At 45.5% G+C, this 14900-nt stretch carries 14 protein-coding genes; 11 read left to right on the forward strand and 3 right to left on the reverse strand.

Annotation, left to right across the window (positions count from 1 at the left end; translation table 11 throughout):
• The first annotated feature begins 69 nt into the window (after nt 1-69).
• Nucleotides 70-1014, forward strand: coding sequence for a hypothetical protein (locus tag FNY10_RS16935; protein ID WP_072032778.1), 945 nt, complete (start codon nt 70-72; stop codon nt 1012-1014).
• Nucleotides 1015-1094: 80 nt separating this feature from the next.
• Here the strand turns inward: FNY10_RS16935 and FNY10_RS16940 are convergent, their stop codons facing one another.
• Entirely contained in the window at nt 1095-1646 is a 552-nt protein-coding gene (locus FNY10_RS16940) for a tyrosine-type recombinase/integrase (protein WP_160702588.1), read from the reverse strand.
• A 1946-nt stretch (nt 1647-3592) separates the two neighbouring features.
• Here FNY10_RS16940 and FNY10_RS16945 point away from each other — a divergent pair.
• The 7 genes from FNY10_RS16945 (at nt 3593) to FNY10_RS16975 (ending at nt 8619) form a co-directional block, all read left to right on the forward strand.
• Nucleotides 3593-4039, forward strand: a complete 447-nt coding sequence (locus FNY10_RS16945) for a hypothetical protein (RefSeq protein ID WP_108978842.1) — start codon at nt 3593-3595, stop codon at nt 4037-4039.
• Nucleotides 4040-4321: 282 nt separating this feature from the next.
• Nucleotides 4322-5233, forward strand: a complete 912-nt coding sequence (locus FNY10_RS16950) for a hypothetical protein (RefSeq protein ID WP_160702425.1) — start codon at nt 4322-4324, stop codon at nt 5231-5233.
• A gap of 250 nt (nt 5234-5483) precedes the next feature.
• The gene (locus tag FNY10_RS16955) at nt 5484-5840 is read left to right on the forward strand and encodes a hypothetical protein (RefSeq protein ID WP_108978844.1); all 357 of its coding nucleotides are present in this window, start codon (nt 5484-5486) and stop codon (nt 5838-5840) included.
• 77 nt (nt 5841-5917) lie between these two features.
• Nucleotides 5918-6214 carry a hypothetical protein gene (locus FNY10_RS16960; protein ID WP_047665926.1) on the forward strand — a complete coding sequence of 99 codons (297 nt, stop codon included), beginning with the start codon at nt 5918-5920 and terminating at the stop codon, nt 6212-6214.
• A 693-nt stretch (nt 6215-6907) separates the two neighbouring features.
• Nucleotides 6908-7252 carry a hypothetical protein gene (locus tag FNY10_RS16965; protein WP_160702423.1) on the forward strand — a complete coding sequence of 115 codons (345 nt, stop codon included), beginning with the start codon at nt 6908-6910 and terminating at the stop codon, nt 7250-7252.
• A gap of 24 nt (nt 7253-7276) precedes the next feature.
• Nucleotides 7277-8314 (forward strand): major capsid protein, encoded by a 1038-nt coding sequence (locus FNY10_RS16970; RefSeq protein WP_160702421.1) that lies wholly within the window; start codon nt 7277-7279, stop codon nt 8312-8314.
• Nucleotides 8315-8409: 95 nt separating this feature from the next.
• Entirely contained in the window at nt 8410-8619 is a 210-nt protein-coding gene (locus FNY10_RS16975; protein WP_115660902.1) for a hypothetical protein, read from the forward strand.
• A gap of 37 nt (nt 8620-8656) precedes the next feature.
• On the opposite strand, the gene FNY10_RS26645 is transcribed toward FNY10_RS16975, so the two are convergent.
• Together FNY10_RS26645 and FNY10_RS16980 are read right to left on the reverse strand one after the other, a co-directional pair.
• Complete coding sequence (locus FNY10_RS26645; protein WP_074416330.1) at nt 8657-8914, reverse strand: hypothetical protein; 258 nt, start codon at nt 8912-8914, stop codon at nt 8657-8659.
• 100 nt (nt 8915-9014) lie between these two features.
• Complete coding sequence (locus tag FNY10_RS16980; RefSeq protein WP_160702419.1) at nt 9015-10265, reverse strand: site-specific integrase; 1251 nt, start codon at nt 10263-10265, stop codon at nt 9015-9017.
• A gap of 351 nt (nt 10266-10616) precedes the next feature.
• On the opposite strand from FNY10_RS16980, the gene FNY10_RS16985 reads away from it, so the two are divergent.
• The 3 genes from FNY10_RS16985 to FNY10_RS16995 all read left to right on the forward strand — a co-directional run bounded on the left by FNY10_RS16985 (nt 10617) and on the right by FNY10_RS16995 (nt 14154).
• Nucleotides 10617-11870 carry an integrase arm-type DNA-binding domain-containing protein gene (locus FNY10_RS16985; protein WP_160702417.1) on the forward strand — a complete coding sequence of 418 codons (1254 nt, stop codon included), beginning with the start codon at nt 10617-10619 and terminating at the stop codon, nt 11868-11870.
• Nucleotides 11871-12012: 142 nt separating this feature from the next.
• Nucleotides 12013-13275 (forward strand): hypothetical protein, encoded by a 1263-nt coding sequence (locus tag FNY10_RS16990; RefSeq protein ID WP_202395186.1) that lies wholly within the window; start codon nt 12013-12015, stop codon nt 13273-13275.
• Nucleotides 13276-13278: 3 nt separating this feature from the next.
• Nucleotides 13279-14154 (forward strand): hypothetical protein, encoded by an 876-nt coding sequence (locus tag FNY10_RS16995; protein WP_202395183.1) that lies wholly within the window; start codon nt 13279-13281, stop codon nt 14152-14154.
• Nucleotides 14155-14900: the final 746 nt, after the last annotated feature.

The raw sequence follows: 14900 nt of genomic DNA on the forward strand, positions 1-14900 counted from the left end.
GTAACAGAAATCGAATAGTAAGTAGAGTTGGATGTTTTTTATTCATTGATACTACACACGGAGTTCAAGATGGCTGTTAGAAGAATTATATATGCATATTATGATCCTGCTTGGGATAAAACTACGATGTCTCTTGCAGCTCTGACTCGTACTGAGGTTGGACCTTTAGAATATACCTCTGAAATGAGGGGCCACCTTCATTGCCCATCATGCTATGAGTCATTGATACGTGTCCCTAGCGATCCGTCAATCAGTATCATGGCTGACCTAAAAGAGGCCTTATTTAGACATCTACCTGATACAGATCATACAGCACCTCAATGCCTGTTAAGAAGCGGCATCATGGTTGGTAAAAAATACAATTCTGAGGAAGAAGCACTTCAAGCCGTTGAAGATGAAGATATTATAATCATTAGTGGGTTCATGCAGGAACGAGCGAATAATAATGCCAGAGATCCTGCCGAGGGTGAAGGTGAACAAGTTGAGACTGACTATGAGAGTGAAGATGGACCTGCATTGGATGTCCCAATATCTCGGCATGAGGGACAAACCTTTAATGTGCCCAGTAAAATAACCAGTGTAATGTCTCTTTGTTCCAATTTTCGGCGTAATTTCTATCGTGACATTCATATATTAGTCGATGGGGAAGTGAAACATTACGTGTTGAGTGAATGTTTAACTGACGCAGCAGAGATAGCAGAAGAAAATGACACTCCAAACTTTTATTTTGGAGAAATTGTATCAATTAGAAGATTTGATCATACCAGTCATGTATTTTTGAGACACCCACGATTAGCAGGTAATGTTGATTTCAAAATTTCAGCAAGCAATGAAGACTTGGATGCAAGAGGGATCACCGCAGCTAATGCTCAACGTAGAATCTTGGTTTTTTTTGGTAAAATAAATTCTGTTGGTGCTGGTTATTGGTCTCAAAATAAAAAATGGGGAGAAATTTCACTCCTACCAGAAAAATATGAAGATTTTTTACGTGCCAATTATGAGCGTGAAGAATAAATAATTAACGGGTGATACTATTTTGTATTACCCATCATGAATTTTAAACTGTACATTTTTATCTGCGCGCCCGCGTGTTGTTAAATGTTCAGATCGTAGGTCTGATTCACTTCGTCTTGCGTAATATCGAGGTATGTCATGGTGACCGATGGGCTGCTGTGGTTCAGCATTTTGGATATTGTCTCGATAGGTACACCACGTTCCCACAACGCACGCCCGCGACACTTGCGGGCGCTGTGTGTCCCGATGTTTTTATCCGTGACCATTTCCCCCGCCTCACTGAATGCCCTGCTGGCTGACTCTCTGGTGACTGGCCTCGCAGCCTGACTCTTCACCCGGTTTGATCGGGACTGAAACATGAAGATATCTTCGGGATATGCCGCACGGCGGCGGTTGATAATCTCCCGTGCCTTTTCGTTAATCGGGATAACCCGCGCTTTTTTCGTCTTGCCCTCTGTGATGCGGATCTCCGTCCCGGTAACGTCTTTATAGGTCAGTGCCAACAGATCGCTAATGCGCAACGCTAGGTTGAGATTGAGCGCCCAGGCGTCTGCGTAGGTCTCATTGCGATACCTCAATACCTTCTCAATTGCCGACGCTTCTTCCAGCGTGGGTGCGTTAGTTTTTGCCATGATTCGTGTCTCCGTCATCGTTTCATTGAGTGAATTATTGATCATAACATGATCATTTTGAAAGGTTTTTTTGATCATTTTTATTAGGTCACAATAAGTAGAGGATATACCCACTCCCGCCGGAGAGACACACCAACAAGGCCATGCCGAAGACTGGCAGGCTGGAAAATATCCTGCGGACTCTCAGCAGGGTTAGCATCTTTGGACTCGAAGAACGGTTAAGTGCCTGTCTGGCTGGCTTAATAAAAATGAAGCGTTATTTCAAAATATCTTGGCGGTTGAGTTATCGAGTCCTCGCCCGGTTCCTGGTCGCTTGGCTGAACTGGGTCAATCTATGCGGATTTTTGCATTTAAATTAATATTTACTGCATATATATTCACATGATGATTGCATAAAACCACGGTACTGCGGTGGCAGAGACGGCAATGCAATAAAATTACTTATAATTCAGTAAGTTGATTGTATTCTTCCTTGCTTAGGTCACAGTTTATAATAGTGTGACCTAACTCAGGGCGTCGCTTTTCCCTCTACCTGATAAGCAAGGTTTCCCCACCCATATGATGCCAAGCGCTGGCGATGTGTCCCGGTTCCGGGCCCTGGTCTTTGTCTTATCCCACAACATTTCCGGCCTCAACCCTTCCACCATCCGGCAACCCTTACCACGCTTCATCAGAAGCCCTTAGCGGCGTTTGCCGCCGCGATATGAATCTTGATTACCACAATCATAGCGCCTTCCAGAACGCGTCCTATATGCCTGAAAATCGGGCTGAAAGCTGCGCGATTCTCAACTTCTCTGGTTTTTGGTGAAGGAATTTTTATTTCAGCGAAATGGGGCGTAGTGGGCGGATTTGGTTTAGCACCGCGATGCACAGGTAAGCCACGATATTGGCAGACAGAATTGACGAACCCGCGCCACGGCTGGCGCTCAGGTTATACCGTTGTATAAATCCCACCATAGAGAAGGTCGATACTTGACCTCATCCGCACGCGGATAGCCACCTGAACGGGGCGAAATAGGGCAGGTTACGGCGAATTTAGTTCTACTTGATCATTATTAATAGGCTATTTAATGGCATTTGTTTTGAGAAAAGATCGCCGGGTGGCGTGGGTATATGGCAGGCGTAACCTAGGTGATTTTCACCGGAGTTCATCGTTGACCACTGAGGAAAGTTCAGTGGTAAATCCATATTAACCACTGAGGAAAGTTCAGCGGTGACCACTGAGGAAAGTTCAGTATACTAAGATCATTAACTAGATCAGTAAAACCTTTGACTAGATCAGTAAAACCCTATGCGGTCTTCCCTGGCCGTGAAGACCTTACGCAAGGTCAACATCCACACCTTTTTAGATCGCCATCACAATGGCTATCTGTTTGTTGGTCTCTGTTCAGTCGCCATGCTCCGCGCTACGCGCTGATCCTCCTCCTTCCGTGGCTCACCACTCGTTCACCGATCACGGTAAACGGTTCGCCTCTTTAGGAGGATGCTACGCATCCGAACTTTTTTGTGGGAAGCGATACGACAGTATCGCAATTTGTGGAACTGTGCGATGCACAGGCCGAGAGTGTAACTCGCAGGCGAACGATGGGCGCGAGGGTGGCGGGGGGGGGACAAGCAAAGATATAACAAGCAAACTTCATGCCAACCCTAGACAGACTTCACAGGAAGCCCGTGGGGCGATTTAAACGCTATTGGTAATACGATGGTAGCGGGTGTGGGGCAGAGGCCCGCAGAATCGCTTACGGCGCGTTTAAAAGACCTTGACATTGAATCCTCAATCATGTCATAGTAAGATTAGGAAAGTAATGTTATCTTGACAAATGCTTGCATTACTGATAACATGGCTCTCAACAATTAAGGTCATCACCGCCCGGTGAGAGTCCTGACTAAATGGGTTACACGATAGAACCTCCGAGAAAAATTTTAATAACTCAACGGAGAACCCAATGAACAAACCAAAATCCCAACGCATCACCCCAGCCGCCATGTCTGGCGAGCAGATCGCAGACGCGATCCTTTACGGCACGTACACCAAAACCGCGCTCTGGTCTTTCATCTCCAGAAATGGTGGTGCTGACGCTGCACACGCTAAATACCCGCAGCTAGCGGTTGCACTTCATATCCTGAAACAGGAACGGAGGAAAGCGAAAAGCGCTCGTGCGGTCAAGGCGATCCTCAAGCCGTTATCCCGCCAGTACGCTGACGGTCAGTCCCTGACTGAGATATTAGCCCCGGTACTCCAGGGTTACCGCCGCCTGTACCGTGAAAAACTCAATCTGGACATGACGCCGGAGCAGGTGATTATGTTCCTGGTCGCCACTGATGGTGTGGAGAACCTGGAACAACACGGTTACAGCGTCGCGGGAGACTTCCTGACAGCTACGACAGCGTGATCCCATCCGGCGCAACGCCGGGCCAATCAAATTGCCTAAAACAGGGCAAACCAACCAAAAATCAAGACCATGCAGGCCGATAGAGTCCTGATCGCACAACCGTGATCGCAGGAGCGAACCTGTATGCCTCAACGGAGGGGGAAAATTGAATGATTAATCTGCGATTCACACCTGAGCTGTTCGCCATCATCCGCACCAACGCTGCGGCTGAGGGGATCGGAGTCGGCCTGTACCTGGTTCGGCTAATTGAAAATACGTTAATTCCAAAAACTGGGAGAGAAAATGAGTGCAGCAGCAAAAACTAAAAATTACGACGTGGTTCCTACCAGCGTCCGCCGGATGACGAAGTTACATACCCCGGCAGGGGATATTAAATTCACGCCTCTGATGAAACTGATCTACTCGTACATATGGACATTCCAGGGGAATGAGAACAGGGGCAATGATGATCCGATTCATACCAATACTAACGTCATCGCCTGGGAAATGGGAATACCCGAAAGGGCGCTGATCGACGCGCTCAATGCGCTGGATGCTGCGAGAGTGGTGATAAAGGGAACCGTCAAGGTTCGCGGTAACGTCAACTCCAGCAATTACGTAGCGATCCCGCCTGCTTCCGTTGTTACATTGGGTGTCACTCCGCCCTCACCTGGCAAACGGAAGGTGATCAAAAAGGACAAAAATACCGATGAAAAGGCCGCAGAGGCTGCAACGCAGGCAGAACCGCAGGCAGAACAGGCACCATCAACTGCTACACCGTCCACTGATGCGCCCGCAGGCACGCCTGCTGATCAGAGTCCTGACCTGGCCTCTGAGTCTGCCACGCCTGCTGTTGGACAGCGCGATAGCGTGGCATTTGACGGCGATGCTGACACTGCTGGCACTGATGGTAATAATGCAGTGAAGCAGCCAGAGATCTTTGATGATCGCGGCGTCATCACTGAGGCGTTTATCAACAACCTAAACAGCCTGACAGGATACGACGAACCACGCCGCAACGATGACGGCACATTGCAGAGTTTCCGTTACGTCTATGGGATAGCACAGCAAACACAGGATAAGCGGGACGGTGTTACCGTTCGCCCTCTTGATGGGTACATGTCAGAGGCCCAGCCTTGGCACATTCCGCCGCATCTGTTATCGACACCGATACCGATACCAGAGACGGAATATGAAGAAGATCCAAATTTTTAACGTGAGGAATAATGACGAATGATGATCGCAACGGCGTAAGCGCCGAACCAGAAAAGATTGACCCAGAAGAACAACTCCCAGACCAACCCGACCCAGAATTACCTGACCTCACCCGCCTATATAAACGGCGTTGCCGCGATGGCGACGTTATGCAGAGGTGCAAGCACATGTTTATCGCGGGATATTCTCCAGGACGCGTGGCATTACTGCTGCGTCTGGGATGGGCTGGCCCTGTACAGGAACCATAAGAATGAAAACAACATTGCAAAAAGTAAAAGACGGAATCGCGGCCATGTTGCTGGGCAAAACTCCAGAAGAATTAGCGGATGAACAGCGCCAGACGGCTGTAAAAAATGCCGTCGATGACTACCTGACCCGCAATCCTGATTGGCAGCCATTAACGAAGCCAGCGCCGAAAGCTGCGCAAGTGACCAATTCCAAACAGAAAGCAGCCCGGATCAAAAAGAGTCTGGGTGCTGGGGCTGGTGTCTTTACACCTCATGTTATGGATGAGGAAGCGCTCCGCCGTGCGCGTGAAGCAGCACGAGCATTCCAAGCGGCTGACCCAGACCGCTACGGTGACATCATCCATCAGTTACAAAAGTAAACTTTATTATTGATCTTGTTATCATCTTATCACATTATCATCTAATCAATTTATTATGTTATCAGTGTGGTGGGATTATGATCGAGAAAACAATGACAGTAGCTGCAAGCATGACTGAGCATGCTGCTATGTTGAGGTTGAAAAGGTTTTTAAAAAAACAAGGGAAATCAATCAGGCGGAACAAAGCTAACACCGAGGCCGCTAAAAGCTCTGGACGGTTTTATATCGTTGATGAACTTAAAGGCCAGGTGGTTGCAACCGCTGAGGAGATTACCCCTTGGATGCGTGAATATGGAGCAATGGAGGATTGGGAATATGTGATCGGAGAAGAGACAATCCGGGACATCATCAGGAAACAAAATTCCAGCCTATAACACGCTGAGGTCTATCTCTTTCTGGGGCTTTCTGCCCCTCCGTCAATTCTGCTGACTGTTACGGCGATCACTGAACTAAGTACCGTCAAATCTAACGGCAAATTTGATTGCTAAAGTTATAGTTTCATGGTAAAATTATATACAAGGTGATTATTTGTCTGGCAGCAGACTGCGAACTACAGCCGATTGAACGTAATTTAATCTCCTCTCAGGCGCTGGCTCCTTGATACCTTGCACGGGCCATCTTTGCTTTCCAGCGCCGCTTATTCGCCTGCCGTGGTATTAGCCTTCCGCGATGGGGTTTGCCAGCGGTCTAACAACCGCAATAAGTCCCGGCTCTCCTCCGGGCCATCTTGCCATGATGATAACTGGCACGAGCGCACGGCGTAGGGATTCAGAGGTCTCCCGCCGTTGTCGCTCCCTTATTCCAGCCCGGTAAAGCCGGGTTAGCAGAGCTAACGCCCGTAGAGGGCGCTGCACATTCCCATCTCTCAGAAAAATAACGATAAAGATCCTCGTTGCTCCTCAGGGGCGGTATCTCCGCCGCCCGCCTTTTTTCTGATGCAGAAACAAATAAATGAAGGTCGCCACTGGGCGACCTCTTTTGTACTCGCACACCGTCAATTCTGACGATACGGCCCGAAAGGCCAAAGCCTACAGGCCAGCAAACAACAACTTTATGGAGTGACCTTTATGAAAATGGGCGAATCCCAACGCACCCTTAATGATGTCGTGACCTACCAGGCCGACGCTAATTTTGCAGTGAAAACAATCAACATCCCAAACCTGGCCGTCGAAGTGCAGCCCGGTTCGGTTATTAAGGCCGATGGCACTGCATTTACCTCCGGCAATGATGCATTACTGGTTCTAAGTCATCACCGCGCTGGTACAGATGCAAACATCATCGTTGCTGACCGTGGCGTCTACATCCGCCCGGAAACCGTCATCGCCGTTATGGGCGCGACTGTAGGCGCAGTTGCAATTGCTGCTCTGACTACATCCGGCAACATCCGCGTAGCTCAGGCTGACGCTCAATAATTTTACCGATAAGGACATCACAACATGGCTCTTACAAAAGATTTTTCATACGTCGATTACAGTTCGACCTTTGCGAACGTTCCGGCTCGAAACCGTATCTTAACCAACCTGAACATTTTCCAGCGTGACGTTACTGACCAGTTTAAAACCAGTCTGGACATTCTGAACGCTCAGGCTGACACCATCGCCCCGGCAGCGAATCGCTTTTCCAGCGAATGGGGAAGCACACCGAAGTCAAAAGCAGCTAACCATCTGATCGAGCTTCCTCTCTTCCCTACGCAGGATGTGATCACGGCGGCAGACGTCCAACCGTTTCGTAAAATCGGCTCTTCGCTACAGGCCAACGTCCTGGACGCTGTGACTGCTAAAAGCCTGGCTCACTATGAACGCTTCGCTGCTCCTCGTGAACGCATGTTTGCTGAAAGCCTGTTCCGTCATCGTGTCACCGATATGGAATACACCGCTGATGGCCCGATCCTGGATTGGTCAGAGGAATTTGGTTACGACCAGAGCACCGGAACCATCTACACGGGGGTTGCTGCTGATCCGTTAGAATCCCTGTCCGATGAGGTCAGCGCCATGAAGCGCCGCATGGGTGGTCTTGCTTCCCTGCTGAAAGGCATCTACCTGTTCGCGGGTTCCAACCTGTTCAAGAAGCTGCGTTTTAACCCATCGGTTCGCCAGCTTGTGCAGTATGGTGTGCTTGATCCTGATGGTCTGGTATTCAATAAAGAGATCAACCCGGCATTCAGCTATTACGTCCTGGATAACGTGACCGTGGTCGAGATGTCCGATACCGATTTCTACGGCATCGGGGCAGATCAGGGCTTCATGGTTCCGGTCTTCGAGAAGCCGTTAAGCGCTGATCAGGCATCACCATTTACTAACCTGGTCGGCCCAACGAGCCGCAACCTTGAGCTTGCCTTTGCTGACGTAGTGGATTTCCGCATCTATAGCAGCACCGATGCGTATAAGAACATCACTCTTTCCAGTGAGTTCAGCCTGTTGCCGATTTGCTACCGCCCGGATCTGGTAACAGCCATCACTAACGATGCTTCGTAATCAGGCAAGGTAACAGCCCAACGGGATAAAACCCCAGGGGCTAACGGTTTTGGGGCGGTGATTGCCGCCCTCCGCTATTATGGAGAGGTAAATATATGCAATTGAAGATTCTGGGCGTTGGAAACTCGCCGCTGCTGTCGATCAAGGTTAAGACGTTGGACGATGCCAACTTGCTGAACGTGTCAGAGCTTGCCAGAAAGTTGGACGTACCTCGAAGCACCTTTTTATCCCGTGTGGCGACGCATGGCCTTGAAGCCGCGATCTTGTACTACGCGACTGAACAGAAATTGAAAGACGTAAGCTAACCGGATGGGAAACCATCCGGTTTTTTTTTGGGCTGCGTTACCTTGCCCATTCCTGAGGGATACTGTTACGGTACTCAGGGTATTGTTCATAAATAGCGTGTTGCAACATTGTCACTCGATCCGTGAGTCTTCCAACTTTAGACATATGTCGCCATTCTCCCCAGATAGTTTTTTTATCACCATCAGGGAGGTTCAATGTAATCCCCATCTGGTTATCCGAGAATCTGGCTCCGTTTGTGAAAACACCTAGGCGGGATTTTACCAATTGGTGCAACTGGATTTCTTCACGAGTCATACACAACGCCCTCTATTATGAACTGGATGTATGATCATACCATCGGGTCGGTGGTGATGTCTTGAGCGTTTACCTGATTCAACAAATCCGTAATGCTCAATTACTGCACTAAAAATTCGTAGCTCACCAACTCGACATACCTTGATAGTTCCACTGGTGATGCAGCATTTTTTGAGTACGTCTTGAACGCCTCTGTTTTCCCGCGCTCATGGCCCATCAATAACGCGATCCTGTCTTCTGGAACCTGGTTCCGATCAAGCTGCTGGGCCACTTCATGACGTAGCGAGTGATAAACCTTCCGTTCCGTTTCAACTTCACCCAGAGCCTGCCGTTTAGCCCGTGTAAAACGCTGTGTATGCCACGTTGAGCGCTTGCCGTCTGCACGGTCAATGATTGACGCACGGTAGAAAAGAAAGCCGTTATGGGGCTTCTGGAGAAGGGACTCCACCAGATCGATAATGCGGCTATGAACCGGGATGATACGCGCCGCTGATTTGGTCTTGCCTTCTGTGACCTCGAAGCAAAGCACCCCCTCAATCTCGCGGATGTTCCCAACTTGCAAGGAGCAAATCTCATTCAATCTCATGCCGCTGTACATCCCGATCAGCGTCACCGCCTGCATCTCTTCATCACCCCCCAGGGCAGCGAAGACCTTCGCTAACTCGGCATGGGTGAAAACTTCGTAGCTTATCTTGCTGCTTTTAGCTTCTAGGCCATGACCACGCCAGGGGTTATCCTGTGGTGCGTCGTGATATCGGTTACGGGCTAAGTCCCAGATTTGAGCAAGGGCGCTGATGTAGTTTTGAATCGTCTGGGGCGCTCTCTCGCATTTCAGTTTATCCAGCCAGCCAGTAACTATGGTTCGGTTGATATCTTTCAATGGAATATCGCGCTTGCGAAGGTGGGACAATAAGACCTCGACGGCCTTGTTCGTCTTTGACAGGGTGGTCAGTTTACGTTTCTCACTGAATTGCAGAATGTACTGATCCCGCATCGCCAGAAGAGAAGGGCAAGCCTGCACTTGAGCGGGGAAGTTCAATTGTGTGGGCGGTGTGTCCTTTGCTTGTTTGCCAATACCTCGAAGTTCATCAAGGATCTGCTCAACCCGTGAACCTGAACGTACAGGTTTAAGCTGATCGCGCAGCTTGTACCATTCCAATGCGATGGCATCCCGGAATAGACGTGCCTGACGAATGTCGCGAGTCGCTGTTGACCTCATGAAGTATGTTTTATTGCCGAAGTATGCCGCCATGTATGCCGGGACAGCTATGCGTACCATGTACACACCACACGGATCGAGAATCAGATAACGATCGCGTTTGTCCTTCGGCTTTGCCCTCTTGTGATCCATGTAAACCCCTGCTATTTTGCTGGGGCAATCTGTTGGCGAAATTGGCTGTACGAACCGTAGGTGCGTAACAAGTTAGTGATGATAATCAATGACTTGTTAGACGCAGTTGATTCAAAATCAACCGTAGAAATACGTGCCGGTTCGAGTCCGGCCTTCGGCACCAATCAAGTCCTTTTTTTCGTCTACTAAAGTCTATTTACGTATACAAAATCAATAAGTTAGATAGTCCTTCTCTTGTTTCAAGTCTACTAAAGTCTAGTGATGTATATCAACATCTACCAACAAATGATGGTATAACTGTTGGTAGCTTTGGTTCGATTGCAATTGATACCAACACAGGGAGGGCGATCTATGGCTCTTACTGATACTAAAGTCAGAACAGTTAAGCCTGCAGACAAACCTTTCAAACTTACCGATGGTGAGGGGATGCACCTGTTGGTTAACCCCAATGGCTCAAAATACTGGCGTCTTCAATATCGTTTTAGTGGCAAACAGAAGATGCTGGCGTTAGGTGTTTATCCAATGGTTTCATTGGCAGAGGCTCGTAAGAGGCGCGATGCCGCAAAGAAACTGGTATCTAATGGTATCGATCCCTCTCAGAAGAAAAAAGAGGACAAGATTGAAGAAAGCGGAGCACTAACCTTTGAGGCTGTAGCAAGAGATTGGCATGCATCTTGTAGCAAAAAATGGTCGGAGTCCCATAGTGAGAGGGTGCTTAAAAGCTTAGTGGATAATCTTTTCTCTGCGTTAGGTAAACGTAAGATTTCGGAACTGAAGACTCGGGATCTACTCGCTCCAATTAAGGTAGTAGAGGCGAGTGGGCGATATGAAGTTGCTTCGCGTCTTCAACAGCGAACGACCGCAATCCTACGTTTTGCCGTACAAAATGGTCTACTTGATTATAATCCAGCTCAAGATATGGCTGGCGCAATAGCTGTAGCTAAACGAGAGCACCGCCCAGCGCTTGATTTCGAACGCCTTCCCGAATTGCTTGATCGTATCGAATGCTTTAAAGGTCGAAAGTTGACTAAATTGGCAGTGAAACTAACACTGTTGGTATCCATTCGTTCAAGTGAACTGCGTTTTGCAAGATGGGAAGAAATCGATTTTAAAAATACTCTTTGGACGATACCTGCAGAACGAAAACCTTTGAAGGGCGTAAAGCACTCACATCGTGGTTCTAAAATGCGTAGCCCTCATCTTGTACCTCTAAGCCGTCAGGCACTGAAAATATTAGAAGAGATAAAACAAATCAGTGGGGATTACGAGTTGGTCTTCATTGGTGATCACCAACCGGATAGACCGATGAGTGAGAACACTGTTAACAAGGCCCTGCGCTCAATGCGCTACGACACTAAAACGGAAGTTTGTGGATACGGGTTTAGGGCGATGGCCTGTAGTGCGTTGATCGAATCAGGTTTATGGTCAAGGGATGCTGTTGAGAGACAAATGAGCCATCAGGAACGCAATACCGTTCGTGCGGCTTACATCCACCTTGCTGAACATTTCGATGAGCGTAGGTTAATGCTACAGTGGTGGGCTGATTATCTAGATGCGAATTGCAATAACATGGTTAGGCCGTTTGAGTTTATCTATCGAGAATAGAAACTTAGATAAGAGTAGTAACTTAACTCTTGTAAAAACGTAACACTATGTTTTTAATATATTTTAATACTTCATTAAAAACCAAGTGCTTTAGGGTACAATCAGAGGCACTTGATAGATTGGTTTAGATTGGTAAATTACTATGCTCAAAAAAACAGCTCGTTCTGGAACATTTGCAGACAATATGAAACTGCCTGTTCATCGTTGGTTTCGATACTCAGCAGGGTTTTCTGCTGAGTGGGTCAATTCTGAGATTTTAAAATACCAAGAAGAAACCGGTAATAAAGCTATAGTACTTGAACCGTTCACAGGTTCAGGAACAACAAATATATCTTCTGACTCATTAAAAGTTAAGTCTTATGGATTTGAAGGACATCCTTTTATTGTAAGAATTGCTAAAGCAAAACAGTTATGGGATACAAATATATCAGATTTTAATGAGGCAGGAAAAGCGACCCTTAATTATGCAATGTCCATTAAATCGGACGCTAAAATTGATAGATATGAAAATGACAACCTTCTTGGAAAATGTTATTCGTTTGAATCATTCGAAAAACTGGATCGGTTGAAAAGAGCCTATGAAAAATTATCAACAACAGAACCCGTTTGGGAGCTAATTCGATTAAATATTACATCGATCCTTCGAGCTTGTAGTCATGTAGGTACTGCACAGTGGCAATATGTATTGCCAAATAAGTCTAAATCTAAGGTTCTTGATCCCTTTGAGGCTTTCTCAGGAAAACTTGAACTAATGAAGTCTGATATGTTGCATGCCGTTTCTTCTGGATGGGAAAGCTGTTCTAAAATAGAACATCAAGATGTAAGACGTCCGTTTAAAACTGAAAAATGTAATTTGCTCATATCATCACCACCATATCCAAATAATTACGATTATGCTGATGCTACGCGATTAGAAATGATGTTTTGGGGAGAGATCAATGGCTGGGGTGATCTAAAGGATGTTGTAAGGCCGTCTCTTATGAGGTCTTGTTCTCAACACTCCGCTGCTGATAAAATTGACTTAGATGAATACATTTGCAATCCATTATTATCCCCAATCAAAGATGAAATAGCTGATATTACAAAGCAATTAGATATTATTCGTCACACAAAAGGCGGAAAAAAAACATACCACACCATGATTGCTGCATATTTTTTGGACTTGGCACAAACATGGGTAAATTTACGAAAAAATATGGATAAAGGGTCAAAGGTCTGCTTCGTTATTGGTGATTCAGCACCTTACGGAATTCATGTTCCAGCAGAACGATGGCTGGGAGATTTAGCTCTTTCCGCTGGTTTCTCTGAGTATAGTTTTGAGAAATTAAGGGATAGAAACGTTAAGTGGAAAAACAGGACACATACAGTACCTTTACATGAAGGTAGACTTTGGATAAAAGGATAAAAAATGGCTACATCCCCATCACATAAATTAGGTCAGCTTTTAGGTAATATGCTTGAAAGCATTTTCATCCCTCTACTTCAGGGAGTTGCAGATAGACATGGCATGTATCTGGATGTTGTTGGGCAACCACGGGAAGGAAGAAAGGGCAAAAAAATAACTTGGGCCGATTCTTACGGAAGCACTCATGACTTGGATTTTGTGTTTGAATATGGTGGATCATCTACACAATTAGGAAGACCCGTCGCATTCATTGAATCGGCGTGGAGAAGATACACTAAACACTCCAAAAATAAAGCTCAGGAAATTCAAGGGGCTATTCTACCAATTGCAGATAAATATTATATCGAATGTCCTTTTAAAGGGGCTATACTTGCTGGAGAATTCACTGAACCTTCACTAAAGCAACTAGCAAACTGTGGGTTTCATGTGTTATATATCCCTTATTCAAATATAGTTTCGGCTTTTTCTCAATCTGGCATAGACATGTCTTTTGATGAGAGCACTTCTGAAGTTCTTCTTAGCCAAAAGGTTTCTGCGATTGAAAATATAAGCCAAGAGCAGCTTCTTTCCATTAAAAAAATTATCATTGATTCAAATAGGGATGATATAACTACTTTTATTAATATACTGGAAGGAAAAATAAGTAAGTCTTTAAAAAAGGTAGTTATAACTCCACTTTATGGAAATAACTATGAATTTAATAGTTTAAGTGATGCGAAGAATTTTATTAGTGGTTATAATATACAACATTCTGCAACAGAGAATTATGTATTCAATAATTTTTTAATATATGTTGTTTACATGAATGATGATCATATAAAAGCTGAGTTTTCATCAAGCACAGCTGCAATTAATTTTCTAAATGCAGTAATAGTATGAGAATAGGGTGTTTGTTTTTTACTCAATCATAACGCTGTCAATATTTTAGGGCCTGTTGGCCCTATGCCATCCAATTATGAGAACTAATTACATCTTTCCCCAGATGTGGGGCAACTAAATCAGTTTAATAGGCCGTAGATAACTATTCACATATTGATAAATTCGAATACTTCATTGAAGCGAGTATTTCCATTGAAAAGTTATTTAACATAGCATGGATCATTAAATATATTGATGTATTAAGTGATTCATTGCCGAATGATATTTTCATAAAATACAATCCTTAAAAAATTTAAAGAAAATATCCATTGAATATAATACATACCCCCACACTTGGGACAACCAAATCAACCCATTAAGCTGTAAACAACTCCCCATATGTTGGGCAATCAGATATTTCATGAAGTAAATCTGTATATTGTCTTGTTCATAAATAGGAATATCTTTTATTAGTGATTTTTAAATATACGGCACGGTTTCTAGCTCCCATATCTGCGCAATATGATAAATTAAGTGTCGTTGATTTATTTTACTGAAGAATATAACACCACTATATCCGTGTGATGTATGTACACCCCTAAATATTTTTTCAATCTACCTTAGTCTAGAAACAATGCTAATGAAACACTAGTGAATCTGGACTCTTATATTTAATGGAAATAATAAATTCATTATATATCAATGTTTATGTTGGGGAACAATTCATTGATAGATGTTTAATGAAAAATATTGTATAATGTAAAATA

The sequence above is a fragment of the Klebsiella sp. Lac1 genome, from assembly GCF_009825425.1.
In the GTDB taxonomy this organism is placed as follows: domain Bacteria; phylum Pseudomonadota; class Gammaproteobacteria; order Enterobacterales; family Enterobacteriaceae; genus Klebsiella; species Klebsiella electrica.

Excerpts from the sequence above, each read along its gene's own strand:
- FNY10_RS16985 (WP_160702417.1), top strand. The coding sequence starts at position 10,617 with ATGGCTCTTACTGATACTAAAGTCAGAACAGTTAAGCCTGCAGACAAA.
- FNY10_RS16995 (WP_202395183.1), top strand. The coding sequence starts at position 13,279 with ATGGCTACATCCCCATCACATAAATTAGGTCAGCTTTTAGGTAATATG.
- FNY10_RS16965 (WP_160702423.1), top strand. The coding sequence starts at position 6,908 with ATGAAAATGGGCGAATCCCAACGCACCCTTAATGATGTCGTGACCTAC.
- FNY10_RS26645 (WP_074416330.1), bottom strand. The coding sequence starts at position 8,914 with ATGACTCGTGAAGAAATCCAGTTGCACCAATTGGTAAAATCCCGCCTA.
- FNY10_RS16975 (WP_115660902.1), top strand. The coding sequence starts at position 8,410 with ATGCAATTGAAGATTCTGGGCGTTGGAAACTCGCCGCTGCTGTCGATC.
- FNY10_RS16960 (WP_047665926.1), top strand. The coding sequence starts at position 5,918 with ATGATCGAGAAAACAATGACAGTAGCTGCAAGCATGACTGAGCATGCT.
- FNY10_RS16940 (WP_160702588.1), bottom strand. The coding sequence starts at position 1,646 with ATGGCAAAAACTAACGCACCCACGCTGGAAGAAGCGTCGGCAATTGAG.
- FNY10_RS16970 (WP_160702421.1), top strand. The coding sequence starts at position 7,277 with ATGGCTCTTACAAAAGATTTTTCATACGTCGATTACAGTTCGACCTTT.
- FNY10_RS16990 (WP_202395186.1), top strand. The coding sequence starts at position 12,013 with ATGCTCAAAAAAACAGCTCGTTCTGGAACATTTGCAGACAATATGAAA.
- FNY10_RS16945 (WP_108978842.1), top strand. The coding sequence starts at position 3,593 with ATGAACAAACCAAAATCCCAACGCATCACCCCAGCCGCCATGTCTGGC.
- FNY10_RS16935 (WP_072032778.1), top strand. The coding sequence starts at position 70 with ATGGCTGTTAGAAGAATTATATATGCATATTATGATCCTGCTTGGGAT.
- FNY10_RS16980 (WP_160702419.1), bottom strand. The coding sequence starts at position 10,265 with ATGGATCACAAGAGGGCAAAGCCGAAGGACAAACGCGATCGTTATCTG.
- FNY10_RS16955 (WP_108978844.1), top strand. The coding sequence starts at position 5,484 with ATGAAAACAACATTGCAAAAAGTAAAAGACGGAATCGCGGCCATGTTG.
- FNY10_RS16950 (WP_160702425.1), top strand. The coding sequence starts at position 4,322 with ATGAGTGCAGCAGCAAAAACTAAAAATTACGACGTGGTTCCTACCAGC.